The organism is Vibrio cincinnatiensis (assembly GCF_022113815.1).
In the GTDB taxonomy this organism is placed as follows: Bacteria; Pseudomonadota; Gammaproteobacteria; order Enterobacterales; family Vibrionaceae; genus Vibrio; species Vibrio cincinnatiensis_A.
On sequence record NZ_SGOM01000001.1, the window covers coordinates 1 to 14,147 of the forward strand.

12 protein-coding genes are annotated in these 14,147 nt (G+C 42.3%); 3 read left to right on the forward strand and 9 right to left on the reverse strand.

The genetic code is table 11. From position 1 onward, the window contains the following. Positions 1-365: 365 nt before the first annotated feature. Both EXA13_RS00005 and vexH read left to right on the forward strand, forming a co-directional pair. Entirely contained in the window at positions 366-1,421 is a 1,056-nt protein-coding gene (locus EXA13_RS00005; protein WP_238131290.1) for an efflux RND transporter periplasmic adaptor subunit, read from the forward strand. Further along, a complete protein-coding gene (gene vexH / locus EXA13_RS00010) occupies positions 1,421-4,531 on the forward strand; it encodes a vibriobactin export RND transporter permease subunit VexH (RefSeq protein ID WP_238131291.1) in 3,111 nt (1,036 codons plus the stop codon). Before EXA13_RS00005 ends, vexH begins: the two co-directional genes overlap by 1 nt. A 73-nt stretch (positions 4,532-4,604) precedes the next feature. On the opposite strand, the gene EXA13_RS00015 is transcribed toward vexH, so the two are convergent. Next, positions 4,605-5,207: a YitT family protein gene (locus tag EXA13_RS00015; RefSeq protein ID WP_238131292.1), complete on the reverse strand. Its 603-nt coding sequence runs from the start codon at positions 5,205-5,207 to the stop codon at positions 4,605-4,607. Positions 5,208-5,724: 517 nt separating this feature from the next. Between EXA13_RS00015 and glyA the strand changes: the two genes are divergently transcribed. Then, positions 5,725-6,975, forward strand: a complete 1,251-nt coding sequence (gene glyA, locus EXA13_RS00020; RefSeq protein WP_238131293.1) for a serine hydroxymethyltransferase — start codon at positions 5,725-5,727, stop codon at positions 6,973-6,975. Positions 6,976-7,051: 76 nt separating this feature from the next. On the opposite strand, the gene EXA13_RS00025 is transcribed toward glyA, so the two are convergent. From EXA13_RS00025 to EXA13_RS00060, 8 genes are all read right to left on the reverse strand, one after another. After that, on the reverse strand, positions 7,052-7,378 hold the full coding sequence (locus EXA13_RS00025; RefSeq protein ID WP_238131294.1) for a hypothetical protein: 327 nt from the start codon (positions 7,376-7,378) through the stop codon (positions 7,052-7,054). Positions 7,379-7,636: 258 nt separating this feature from the next. After that, positions 7,637-8,803 carry a lipase family protein gene (locus EXA13_RS00030; RefSeq protein ID WP_238131295.1) on the reverse strand — a complete coding sequence of 389 codons (1,167 nt, stop codon included), beginning with the start codon at positions 8,801-8,803 and terminating at the stop codon, positions 7,637-7,639. A 15-nt stretch (positions 8,804-8,818) separates the two neighbouring features. Then, positions 8,819-9,469: a DUF4198 domain-containing protein gene (locus EXA13_RS00035; protein WP_238131296.1), complete on the reverse strand. Its 651-nt coding sequence runs from the start codon at positions 9,467-9,469 to the stop codon at positions 8,819-8,821. Positions 9,470-9,849: 380 nt separating this feature from the next. Beyond that, complete coding sequence (gene lipA / locus EXA13_RS00040; protein WP_238096822.1) at positions 9,850-10,815, reverse strand: lipoyl synthase; 966 nt, start codon at positions 10,813-10,815, stop codon at positions 9,850-9,852. Beyond that, on the reverse strand, positions 10,812-11,474 hold the full coding sequence (lipB, locus tag EXA13_RS00045) for a lipoyl(octanoyl) transferase LipB (protein WP_238131297.1): 663 nt from the start codon (positions 11,472-11,474) through the stop codon (positions 10,812-10,814). Before lipB ends, lipA begins: the two co-directional genes overlap by 4 nt. Before the next feature lie 195 nt (positions 11,475-11,669). After that, positions 11,670-11,948 (reverse strand): DUF493 family protein YbeD, encoded by a 279-nt coding sequence (ybeD, locus tag EXA13_RS00050; RefSeq protein WP_238131298.1) that lies wholly within the window; start codon positions 11,946-11,948, stop codon positions 11,670-11,672. A gap of 137 nt (positions 11,949-12,085) precedes the next feature. Beyond that, on the reverse strand, positions 12,086-13,252 hold the full coding sequence (locus EXA13_RS00055; RefSeq protein ID WP_238131299.1) for a serine hydrolase: 1,167 nt from the start codon (positions 13,250-13,252) through the stop codon (positions 12,086-12,088). 98 nt (positions 13,253-13,350) lie between these two features. Continuing rightward, positions 13,351-14,142, reverse strand: coding sequence for a septal ring lytic transglycosylase RlpA family protein (locus EXA13_RS00060; RefSeq protein WP_238131300.1), 792 nt, complete (start codon positions 14,140-14,142; stop codon positions 13,351-13,353). Positions 14,143-14,147 lie beyond the last annotated feature (5 nt).

Consider the following 14,147-nt stretch of genomic DNA (forward strand, 5'->3'; position numbering starts at 1 on the left):
GACGGATTCGAACCATCGAAGGCGGAGCCGGCAGATTTACAGTCTGCTCCCTTTAGCCACTCGGGAACCCCTCCAAGAGGTTTAACGAAGAATCAATGATGACTTCGTAAGTTAATCAATGTTTTCCCAACACATCAATTAGCTGCGGAGCGCATATTATCAAACTCGCTCTTACTGTAAACCCTTTTTTTGTTATTTTGATCTGAATGCTGGCTTTTTGGGCAGAAGTTGTCAGGTATTGTCGTATGATGCTGCTAAGCTACGGCGCTGAGTACGATTTTCTCTGTGATCTTTACGTTACTTGACGTTTATTGAGAAGATAACAGGTTACAATAGGCAGAGTTTCTTATCGTTTGACTTTAACTATGAAAAAAACACCATTTCTTGTTCGTTCTCTATGTGTATTCACGGCTGTGTGGGCTTTTTCTACTTTGGCTTCAAATGAGGTCAAAGCCGTCCCTGTTGTGATTGAAGCCGTACAAACTCACCAAGTATCACAAAGCTTATCTTTAGTTGGCAAACTTCAGGCTGAACAATCGGTCAATATTGCTTCTGAAGTGTCGGGAAAAGTAGAACTTATTGCCGTAAAAACGAACCAAACGGTTAAAAAAGGCCAGTTATTGGTCAAGTTAAATGACAATAAAGCGCAAGCGGCAGTGACAGAAGCTCAGGCTTATTTGGCCGATGAACAACGTAAGCTAGCAGAATTTGAACGCTTGGTTAAGCGTAATGCCATTACGCAAACGGAGTTGGATGCGCAAAAAGCCAGTGTTGATATTGCTCAAGCTCGATTCGATGCCGCCAAAGCACAATTGGCGGATTTACATCTTGTTGCACCTTTTGATGGCACTATTGGGTTTATTGATTTTAGCCAAGGCCAATTGGTTAATGTTGGTAGTGAATTGATGACCTTAGACAATTTATCGCTCATGCGCCTAGATTTGGCAATTCCTGAACGTTATTTGTCCAGTTTATCGCTGGGCATGACCGTATTTGGTCAAACCCCAGCTTGGCCTGAGCAAACCTTTAATGGCACTTTGGTTGCGATGAACTCACGAATCAATCAAGAAACACTGAACCTGCCTGTTCGAATTCATTTTGATAATAAAGATGGAAAACTAAAACCGGGAATGCTGCTTTCTGCCCGGATACATTTCCCTGCCATCAGTGCGCCAATTATTCCAGTGCAAGCCTTAGAGTATTCAGGCACGAAACGTTATGTTTACGTTCTTGGGGATGATCAAAGGGTAACCCGAACCGAAGTTTTTCTAGGGGCACGGATCGAAAATCAAGTGGTAATAGAAAAAGGTTTGTCGATTGGGCAGCGTATTGTTGTCCAAGGGATTGTTAATATGCGGGATGGGTTATCGGTGATGGAAGTCACCCCAGAGGGGTATCCTATCGTTAGAGGTGAGCAGTAATGTTGTTATCTGACCTTTCTGTTAAACGCCCTGTTGCCGCTGTTGTTTTGAGTCTACTGTTGTGTGTGTTTGGTTTTGTTTCTTTCTCTAAACTGGCCGTTCGAGAAATGCCGGATATTGAAAACCCAGTGGTTTCAATATCAACTCGATATTCGGGTGCTTCTGCAACCATTATTGAAAGCCAAATTACCTCGATACTGGAAGATCAACTGGCCGGAATTAGCGGTATTGATGAAATTAGCTCTGTGACGCGTAATGGGATGTCACGTATTACGGTAACTTTTGATTTAGGTTACGATTTAAATACTGGGGTCAGTGATATTCGTGATGCAGTTGCCAGAGCGCAACGCTCTTTGCCGGAAGAAGCGGATGATCCACTGGTGTTTAAAAATAATGGCTCAGGTCAAGCTTCAGTCTATATCAATTTAAGCTCTTCCTCGATGGATCGAACTCAGTTAACGGATTATATCGATCGAGTCTTGGTTGACCGTTTTAGTTTGATCAGTGGCGTTAGCTCGGTGGATGTTTCTGGAGGCTTGTATAAAGTGATGTATGTACGCCTTAAGCCCGAGCAAATGGCAGGACGAGGCATCACAACAACCGATATTTCCAGTGCATTACGGCGTGAAAATATAGAAAGCCCCGGTGGGGAGGTTCGGAATGATTCAACGGTGATGTCGGTTCGTACCGCGAGAAGTTATCAAACACCGGAAGATTTTCAATATTTAGTGATAAAGCAAGCCAGCGATCGTTCCCCCATTTATTTACAAGATGTTGCGGATGTCTTTATTGGTGCTGAAAACGAAAACTCCACCTTTAAAAGTGATGGCGTGGTGAACGTGAGTATGGGGATCGTACCGCAGTCAGATGCTAACCCGCTTGAAGTCGCTCAGCGCGTCCATCAAGAAGTTGATCGCATCCAGCAATTTTTACCGGATGGAACTCGGCTGGCGATTGACTATGACTCCACCGTTTTTATTGAACGCTCTATTGATGAAGTTTACAGCACCTTATTTATCACTGGTGGGTTAGTTGTATTGGTACTGTACATTTTTATTGGACAGGCTAGGGCAACCTTGATTCCCGCTGTTACCGTACCAGTATCTCTGATTTCATCCTTTATTGCTGCCTATTATTTTGGTTTTTCCATCAACCTTATCACTTTAATGGCGCTAATTTTGTCGATTGGTTTAGTGGTTGATGATGCAATCGTGGTGATGGAAAACATCTATCACCATATTGAGCAAGGTGAAAAACCGCTACTGGCGGCCTATAAAGGTACTCGAGAAGTGGGTTTTGCTGTGATTGCTACTACGTTAGTGTTGGTGATGGTCTTCTTGCCCATTTCATTTATGGATGGAATGGTGGGGCTATTGTTTACAGAGTTTTCCGTTTTGTTATCGATGGCGGTGATTTTTTCATCATTAATCGCATTAACACTCACCCCGGTATTAGGCAGTAAAATTTTAAAAAGTAATACTCAGCCCACTCGTTTTACTTCATTGGTGGATCGTTTATTTAATCGGTTAGAGTCTGGTTACCGTTTTGCTCTTAGAGGAGCGCTGCGTTGGAAGTGGATTGCACCTGTGGTGATCCTTGCCTGTATTGGAGGCAGTTATTCTTTAAATAGTCTTGTTCCCGCGCAGCTAACTCCTTCAGAGGACCGAGGCGTTATTCTGGCTTTTGTCCGCGGTGCGGATGCAACCAGTTATAACCGAATGGCAGCGAACATGGATTTGGTTGAGTCGCGTTTATTACCACTATTAGGGCAAGGGTTCTTGAAGTCATTCAGTATTCAATCTCCAGCCTTTGGTGGTAATGCAGGGGATCAAACTGGCTTTGTTATCATGATTCTAGATGATTGGAATGAGCGAGCGGTGACAGCGCAACAAGCTCTGGGGCAAGTGCGTCAAGCATTAGCTGGTATTCCTGATGTGCGCGTGTTTCCTTTTATGCCAGGATTTGGTGGTGGCTCTAACGAACCTGTTCAATTTGTATTGGGTGGGGCCGATTATGCTGAGTTGCAAACATGGAGCGAGATTTTGCAACAAGAGGCGATGAACTCAGCCATGATGACTGGTGTTGATACCAACTATTCAGAAAAAACGCCCGAATTGGTGGTGTCAGTTGATCGGCAGAGGGCTGCAGAATTGGGGATCAGTGTTCAAGAATTATCGGACACATTGGAAGTCATGTTGGGTGGGAAAAAAGTTACCACATTCGTTGAGCGGGGCGAAGAATATGATGTCTACTTACGTGGTGATGAAAATAGCTTTAATAATGTGGCCGATCTTAGCCAAATCTACATGAGAACTTCATCGGGAGAATTGGTCACACTCGATACGATCACGCATATTGAAGAAATTGCTTCCCCCATTCGCCTTTCTCACTACAACAAGCAAAAGTCGATCACCATCACTGCGAACTTAGTTGAAGGATACACTTTGGGGCAAGCGTTGGACTTTTTAGATCAAAAAGCAATAGAAATGTTACCTAGCGATATTACGGTGAGTTACTCTGGGGAGTCGAAAGACTTCAAAGAGAATCAGTCCAGTGTTGCGGTTGTTTTTGCATTGGCTCTTTTGGTGGCATATCTGGTTTTAGCTGCTCAGTTTGAAAGCTTTATCAACCCATTGGTGGTTATGTTTACTGTTCCAATGGGGGTATTTGGCGGTTTTCTCGGTCTGCTTGTGATGGATCAGGGCATGAATATCTATAGTCAGATCGGCATGATCATGCTGATAGGTATGGTGACCAAAAATGGCATTTTAATTGTTGAGTTCGCCAACCAATTGCGGGATCGTGGCTATGAGTTTGAACAGGCGATTGTTGATGCGTCCGCGCGCCGGTTAAGGCCCATTTTAATGACGGCATTTACGACCTTAGCTGGTTCTATTCCATTGATTCTTTCTACCGGTGCGGGCTATGAAAGCCGAGTGTCGGTAGGAACGGTCATTTTCTTTGGTATGGGGTTCGCTTCATTCGTCACCTTATTTGTGGTGCCGGCAATGTATCGCTTATTGTCTCAAGCAACTCGCTCCCCAGGTCATGTAGAAGCTGAGCTCAATAAAGCACTGAGCCATGACGTAAAAGGAAGAGTCAGCCATTAACAAATGGACGAAAAGAATGAAGCCCATAATTCATTGTGGGCTTCATTCTGTTTAGCTGTAAGGATTTTAAAGCTCAAGGTTGATAGGTTACTTTATAGCGAGTTGGTTTATGGTTCATAGTTAATACTATATTTAAGATAAATGCGCCAAAAACGGACAGTAGGATTGTGACAGGAGAAACCAGTAACAATGAGGCAACTAAGATGATGCCATCAATCGCCATTTGTGTTTTACCAACCGAAATGGCAAATCGATCTTGAATATACAGACAAAGCACATTAAACCCTCCCAAACTTGAACGATGACGAAATAGGATCAGCATTCCCAGCCCCATCAATAATCCACCAGCTAAAGCACAATAGAAGGAATTGACGGTATTAAGTGAGATAAACAGTGATAAGTGATCGGTAAAAATGGACACCAGCGCACCTGACATAATGCTATTAAAAGCAAAGCGGTGTCCAAAACGCTGCCAAGCCAACAGATAAAATGGACTATTAGCAATAAAGTAGAGCCAGCCGAATGACCAAGGTAAAAAATGGGTCAAAAGTAAAGCAAGCCCGGTAGTTCCCCCCGTAATCAGTTGGCCAGCTTGAAGAAAAAAAACGCCCTGAGCAACTAAAAAGGTGCCCGTGAGCATGGCGATAATATCTTCTTTATGAGTATGTTTTTCCATTGTTATTAATACACTACTTATCTTACTGACTTCATATAAATATCGCTGCTGGTTATGTCTACCCCCTTTTTTATGTGAGGGTTCATGCACTAGCTTGTGGCGACGTTGAGTCGTGTGGCGATACGCCAAAAAGGATGAATCAACAAATGCTGACTGGTGAAAATACGATAACCGCCTAAATGAATCAATTCAGGCAACTTATTGGGTATACTAATGAAAACTCATTATTTTCGGTAGCAAGCTTTACAAAATTAAGGTACACCTATGTCACTGGCGCTTTACAGAGTGTAAAGCGTAAAATTGACACATCGATAAGCGCTTTTCTTTTTCTAAGTTGTGAAGATGAAAAAACTTGCCAACCATTATGAAAAAACTGCATGATATTTTGTGTAATTTGGGCTTTATGCTAAAGAACAAATTAGGTAGAATGCGCGCCATTAGGGTGACGAAAACGTTTGCGTTGGGTCATTGTGTGGTTTTTAGCTAATTTCAGATAAATCTGAGTCAGGAGATACAGATGCTTAAGCGTGATATGAATATCGCTGATTACGATGCGGAGCTATTCGCAGCAATCCAAGAAGAAACACTTCGCCAAGAAGAACACATCGAGCTTATTGCTTCAGAAAACTACACTAGCCCACGGGTTATGGAAGCGCAAGGTTCTCAATTAACCAACAAATATGCAGAAGGTTACCCTGGTAAACGCTATTATGGTGGCTGTGAATACGTTGATAAAGCAGAAGCATTAGCGATAGACCGAGCTTGTCAGTTGTTTGGCTGTGAATATGCAAACGTACAACCGCACTCTGGATCTCAGGCAAACAGTGCCGTTTATATGGCACTACTAAACCCAGGCGACACGGTTCTGGGGATGAGCCTAGCACATGGTGGTCATTTAACGCACGGTTCTCCGGTTAACTTTTCTGGCAAGCTTTACAACATCATTCCTTATGGTATTGATGAGAGTGGCCAGATTAATTATGACGAAATGGAAGCTCTTGCGCTTGAGCATAAGCCTAAAATGATCATCGGTGGTTTTTCTGCATACTCACAAATCGTTGATTGGAAACGGATGCGTGAAATTGCTGATAAGATCGATGCGTATCTATTTGTTGATATGGCTCACGTTGCAGGTTTGGTTGCCGCTGGTGTTTATCCGACTCCAGTACCCCATGCACATGTAGTGACAACTACGACGCACAAAACTTTGGCCGGCCCTCGCGGTGGTTTGATTTTGTCAAACGCAGGTGAAGAGTTGTATAAAAAACTGAATTCAGCCGTGTTCCCTGGTGGTCAAGGTGGCCCTCTGATGCATGTTATCGCGGGCAAAGCGGTGGCATTCAAAGAAGCCATGGAACCTGAATTTAAAGCTTATCAAGCACGAGTCGTGCAGAATGCAAAAGCAATGGTGAGCCAGTTCCAAGCTCGTGGTTATAAAATTGTATCCAATGGTACTGAAAACCACCTATTTTTGGTCGATCTTATCGATAAAGATATTACCGGTAAAGATGCTGATGCTGCGCTAGGTGCTGCGAATATTACCGTCAATAAAAACTCGGTACCCAACGATCCTCGTAGCCCATTTGTTACGTCTGGTATCCGTGTTGGTAGCCCAGCGATTACTCGTCGTGGCTTTACGGAGCAAGATGCGAAAGATTTGGCTAACTGGATGTGTGATGTATTAGATAACATCAACGATCAAGCCGTCATTGAAGCGACGAAACAGAAAGTATTGGCAATTTGTAAACGCCTACCTGTTTACGCATAACCATTGATTGGATAATAAGGATAAGGCCCGCATTTTGCGGGCCTTATTTGCTTATCTGATTGACAGCTTACGGGTGTTATTTCGAAATGCTCAGCAAGGTTCCTGACTTACATTGGAAAAGATAGTATTTGTTGCTTTCACTAAATTTACCCAACCCTTCACCATCACAATAATCAATGTTGATATCTCGCATGGTGTTTAATGTTTGTTCACTTTGTAGAGCAAACTTGGAGCCATCGGCGCAGACAATGCGTACTCGACCATCGTCACTGACTGAATAGATGTTGACTTCGGTATTGCATAGCTCAAAAGAGGCTTCACGAAAATTATCTTGCTGGGTATTCGAACTACATCCAGCAGTCACTGCTACGGCTAATAAAGCAAGAAAGCCGACTTTATTCATTAGAATGATCCTTATTTTCTTGATAGCGATGTTCTGTCTATCCAAGTATAAGCATTTTTACCGATCTATTAACCTTGTTTAATAAAAAAAGCCGAAAAAATGCTGACTGTTTTCGGTTTGTGCATCATTGACCGCTTGATATCGTTATGCTGCCGTAATATCTCGTATCTATGTGATAAATTATAGGGAATTTTTACAATCTCTCTTACGGGATTCCCCACAAATACATGATATTGCCGAGTCGTTCTTGCTATACCACTAGTCACGAAACGTCGACTTAAGCGCTTCTCTTACATCTCGGTATAATCGGTTAAGCATTTTGGTGAAAATAGCTCGAATCGTAGCATAAGTGAGGTCTTTCACTATGGTGACGGCCGAACCAGCAAAAACCAGCATATGCCCTAATAATCCTTTGACTTGCGCCGCTGCCTTCTCTCCCGCTGCTGCAATTTTTTCAAGGGTTTGAGCGATAAGGTCATAAAAGGTTGCTCCCGCACATATTGCCCCTTGTAATGCAATGGCAGAGTAATATTTCGTATCTTTTAGTAGGGTAATCAAGGCCGCACTTAATTTTTGCATCCAGTAATCGCTGTAGCTGGCTTGATTGCGTTTATCGTAATCTAAGCGAACAGGGTGTAGGTATTCGCTGGCGGCTTGGCGCAAATCGCCCCATTGGCCTTTTTTTGCGCTTGCTAAATAACCGGGGATAGCCCCAGCAAATGGATCCATACCATGAGCGTATTGATTCATTCCTTGACTACTGTCTAACCGATATTCAATCCCTTTATAGGGGGAGTGCATAAAAGGCCATAAAGGAATTTTTGGCACTGGATCTGCGCCATGAGTGCAGCGGTAAATATGGTTAACTCTATGGGTATTGGCTAAAGCAAAACCCTGCAGCCCAACTCGAGGAGCACCGAAGGTATAAAGGTTAACTTGACTAGCAAGCTTGCCTCCTGCTATCCAATCGGCGGTTAACGTTGCTAATGCGCCACCTAGACTATGACCAACACAATGAACGGTTCCGCGTCCTTTTACACTTTTATGCCAATCGTTAAGAAATTTCTCTAACTGAGGGCGCAGGGAATGAAAAGTACGAATAAACCCTGCATGGGCTGTTTGACCGTTTACCGTTCCACGAAGGCCGATTTGAGCATTGGTAGACCAATCATGCCCAGATGTTGTGTTTGTTCCACGGATAGCAATCACAGCGTCTCCGGAGTAAACACCCTTACCAAGGCCTAATATGGCAAATCCTGTTTGCTTATTAAAAATATAGCCTCCCGTTTTACCAACTAATCGTTCTTGAAGCGATATATGTTTAGAAACACTACCATACTCGGCTCTTTTTATATTTCCGCTCTCCCTAATAGCATATACGCCAAAAGCTAATTCAGAAGCAAGTTTAGGGCTTAATGTTGCCATTATAACATTCCTTATTTATAGATAATCACCATAGTGTTCGGCTGGTTTGAGTTCATCATACAATTCAAGATCTTTCTGTTTTTGTTTTTCTATTTTTTCTCTCTCTGGCCAACGGCAAACGCTATAAACATTGAAAGATACAACGCCACTTGGAAATCCGGCATGAATAACTTGAAGCATGCTTTCTGAATTGGTTAACTCACAATTAAGTTGTGATAGCATTTCTTTGAAGTAATAAACATGTTTTATACCCCTTGAATTTGTATACCATAAATAAGAATCACTAAATTCCGGATAGTCACTGTCATCAATTACAATCGCTTGCCAGATTATAATAACACCGGCCAAATTGTATGTGGGCGCATTGTTCATTATTATTTCAGGAAAGGAAAAATAACCATCTTCATCCGTGGTAGTATAATCATCTTTGTCTTTTTTCATAACATCGATATAATTATATGAACGTTTTACCCTAACGTTTTTGAGGGGCTGATTATTATAAGTCAGTTGACCAGATACGGCTGGGAATACTTCTACAGTTCCCTTATTTTCCTTATTAAGTTTTTTAAAAAATCCAAACATACTGGCATCGCTCTCCTGAACAAAAAAAATCAATAACAGGATGGGCAGTACGTATTTCAGCTTAAAAATAGAAGAGATTGTCATAAACTTGTCCATCTGCTGTTTAGCTTTGAGCATTCATCCGCTAAGTATTCCAAACCGATGAAAGGTAGAAACGGAGGTATTCTCCACACAATAATTTGGTGTGTAAAATCTCAATAAGAAAGAAAAAGAGAATCTTTGAACAGAGATCACTGAAATTTACTCAATAACTCAATGATAGAATCGAGGCTTTGCCGAGTATGAACCTGTTGAAATATATCGTTTATAGCATCATGTCCAGTAAAGCAGCATGATGCTATAAACGATTTTTGAATAAAAGATTAGTGTTAATAAAAATAAAAAAGAGTGAAACTGAGCGTTCGTTTGAGTAATAAAGTCGCTCCTTCTTTGAAGCGACTTTATCTATTGACTGATTAGGTGATTTATTTAACTTCCATGCCTTTAGCTTGCAAATCAGCATGGTAGGAAGAGCGTACAAATGGCCCGCAAGCAGCATGGGTAAAGCCAAGCTCAAGGGCGATTTCTTTTAACTCATCAAACTCTTCGGGCGGTACGTAGCGTTCAACGGGTAAATGGTGGCGACTGGGTGCTAGATATTGGCCTAGCGTTAACATGGTGACACCGTGTGCGCGCAAGTCTTTGAGTACTTCAATGATCTCTTCTTTGGTTTCCCCAAGCCCCATCATTAAGCCTGATTTTGTGGGGACTTCAGGGTGCCTTTCTTTAAATTGTTTCAACAGTTCAAGTGACCACTTGTAGTTTGCTCCGGGGCGAGCTTTACGATACAAACGAGGTGCGGTTTCAAGGTTATGGTTAAAAACATCGGGTGGGTTATCATTGAGTTTATCCAAAGCGATATCCATGCGACCCCGAAAATCGGGCACTAATGTTTCTATTCGAATGCCGGGGTTGAGTGCTCTGATCTCCCGGTTACAATCGGCAAAATGTTGGGCTCCTCCATCACGTAAATCATCACGATCAACCGAGGTGATTACCACATATTTGAGTTTCATATCATGGATGGTTTGGGCCAGTTTTTGGGGTTCTTCGCTATCGGGTGCGATAGGGCGGCCATGGGCAACATCGCAGAAGGGGCAACGACGAGTACAAATCGCGCCAAGAATCATAAAGGTGGCTGTGCCGTGATTGAAGCATTCTGCGAGGTTTGGGCAAGAAGCTTCTTCACACACTGAGTGGAGATTATTTTTACGCATTGCAGCCTTTATATCTTGAATACGCTGACTGTCAGCGGGTAATTTTATCTTCATCCACGCGGGTTTACGTAAGACTTCTTGCTGTTCTGTTGGCATTGTCTTAACCGGAATTAAGGCCATTTTATCGGCGTCACGATATTTAACGCCTTTTTCCATTTGAATTGGTTTGCTCATGCTGTTTTACCTGTTAAAGGTGCTTCTGTGCTGAATTCGACTTGTTGATAACCGAATAAACGGACAAGCTCTTGGATCATCTTTTGTTCAACATCTTCAAGGCGATGAGGGCCTCCTAAGTCGGAAACTTGAGTCATTTCCATCCCTTGATAACCACAAGGATTAATGCGGAGGAAAGGGGAGAGGTCCATATTGACATTAAGGGCCAAACCATGAAATGAACAGCCTCGACGAATACGTAAACCGAGAGAACAGATTTTTTTCTCTGCTACATAAACTCCAGGTGCATCTGGTCGAGCAGTGGAGTGAATATGATAGGCCTTTAGTGTATCGATGATTAACTGTTCAATATGGCTGACCAGATCTCGCACGCCTAGATTTTTGCGTCTTAGATTGATAAGGATATATGCCACGAGTTGGCCGGGCCCATGATAGGTGACTTGGCCTCCGCGATCACTTTGTACAATAGGAATATCACCAGGATTGAGAAGGTGCTCAGGTTTTCCTGCTTGGCCTTGAGTAAACACGGGGTTATGTTCAACGAACCAAATTTCATCACTGGTCGTTTCGTCTCGTTGATTGGTGAAATGGTGCATCGCTTGCCAAACAGGTAAGTAATCTTGTCGACCTAATTGTCTGATAACAAGCTGAGTGTCCATAGTCATTGCCCATTCGTGATATATAAAGTTTTTCGATTATAAACGTCTTAGGCTATTTGAACTACTCATGCGCTGGGCTTTTTTAACCACAATTTTTATACATTTATTTTAACTTTCTGATAAATAAATAAAAAGCAGCCTACGGCTGCTTTAAAAAATAATTGATTTTATCTAAAAATAATTGATGGCGATCTTTTACAGTACCATACGCACGATCTCAATATCGCCTAACTCTTGATAGAGTGTCTCGACCTGCTCGATAGAGGTGGCGGTAATGGTGATAGAAACCGAATGATAATTTCCTTTGCCACTGGGTTTGATTCGAGGGCTGTAATCACCTGGAGCATGGCGTTGAATCACTTCCAAGACAAGCTCTGGTAGCTCAGGTTTCGCATGACCCATTACTTTATATGTAAAGGAGCAAGGGAACTCTAGCAGATCTTTCAGTTTTGCATCAGAGTTTATTGTCATCATAGTGGAGACTCCAAGTTTGGCATCAAATTAAGCGGTGGCGAATAGTAGCGTTAATCAAAAAAGAACTCAAGTTGCCCAAACAAGACGAATGGACGCCAGCTAACTCAAGCGCCGTCCATTCCTCATTCATGTCGAAACTAAAAGAGTCCTTTGAACAATAATACGATGTAGTCCCAAAGACGGCTAAACAAGCCTCCTTCTTTGACATCTTCTAATGCCATTAATGGGTATTGAGCGACATCATTACCTTGTAATTGGTAGTAAAGCGTACCTACGACATCACCTTTATTAATGGGGGCTTTTAGCTCTTTTTCAAGGACAAAGCTAGCGGTTAAATCTTTTGCTTGTCCACGAGGAAGGGTGACATACGTATCTTCGTTTACACCCAGTGATACCGTGGATTTGTCACCCATCCAGATGGTTTCGTTAACAAAAGTTTCACCTGCTTTATGTGGAGCAACGGTTTCAAAGAAACGGAAACCATAACTCAGTAACTTCTTACTTTCTGATTTACGAGCGTTGATGTCTTTAGTGCCCATAACAACAGCAATTAAACGCATTTTTCCTTCCGTTGCTGAGCTCACTAAGCTGTATCCTGCATTTGAAGTATGACCCGTTTTAATGCCATCAACATTCATGCTTTTATCCCACAACAAACCGTTGCGGTTGTACTGAGTTATGCCATTGTAGGTAAATTTCTGCTCGGAATAGAGCGCGTACTCATCAGGCACGTCTCGAATTAGGGCTTGGCCTAATAACGCCATATCATAAGGTGTTGAATAGAGGTTATCGTTATCTAATCCATGAACATTAGCAAAATGAGTGTTACCCATGCTCAGTGAGGTAGCCCAAGCATTCATTAAATCAACAAAGGCATCTTCTGAACCAGCAATGTGTTCGGCCATAGCGACACAAGCATCATTACCCGATTGGATAATAATCCCTTTGTTCAGATCACTAACCTTAACCGTTGTGCCAACTTCAATGAACATTTTGGATGAATCTGGATAGTTTTTTGCCCAAGCATTACGGCTAATCACAACATCATCATTCAGTGAAATATTGCCTCGCTTCAGCTCTTGTCCAATAACATAACTGGTCATCATTTTGGTTAAGCTTGCGGGAGATAACTTAGTATTCATCTCTTTTTCTGCCAGTACTTTTCCTGAATGGTAATCCATCAGAACATAGCCTTTAGCTGCAATTTGTGGAGCATCAGGAATAACGACCGGTGAGGCAAAAACGGAGGTTGCAGAAAGCGCAATGGAAGACGCTAAAATAATGTGTAAAGTATTTTTTTTCATAGTGAATGCAAAACTGATTGGTTAGTTGTTCAGTATCCTAACAGAAACCGCCATGCAAATCAGGCCTGAGTGGCCATGATCTGCGTGTTTTACGGTGACTATTTAGCGAGATTTTTTCGAATAAAGGCGGTTTGATAACCGAGCGATTTTACTCGTTCTAAGGTTTCTTGCGTCAAGGCATAGTCAGTAAACGGGCCTAAAAATATTCGGTAGTGTTGATTTTCACTCTCCACAAAACTTGGCACCGTCAAGCTTTGACCTATTTCTTCCGCTAAAGTTCGCACTCTTTGCTCATGTTGAGAAGCGGCAACTTGAATAATGTACTGAGTTTGCTGAGACTTTAGTGGTGCTAAAGTGGGTTTTTGCGTATTGACAACGGCAATTTCTACATTAGCGGTTCCGGTTTGTAACACTCCTAATTTATAGGCTGCTGCGTAGCTTAAATCAATGATACGCCCTTCATGGAAGGGGCCGCGGTCATTGACTCGAACGATGGTACTTTTGCCATTATCTAAGTTCGTGACTTTGACATAAGAAGGCAGTGGGAGTGTTTTATGCGCAGCACTCATGGAGTACATGTCATAAATTTCACCGTTGGAGGTTAAATGTCCATGAAATTTTTTACCATACCAAGAAGCTTGTCCTTTTTCGGTAAACCCTTGAGTGTCATGAATAATTTGATAATTGTTACCTCGTAATGTGTAATCACGATTCCCACCTAAACTGTAAGGTTCATATTGTGGTGTTGCATCTTCAATATGTTCTACCGAAAGTGGCGTATTCGGGGCGATATCATCATTGATGGAATAACGCCCGCTTGGTTGATTATTACTACAACCGGCAAGGAAGGCGAGTGTGCCTATAGTTAAAAAAAGAGTGAGTGACTTCATTAGAA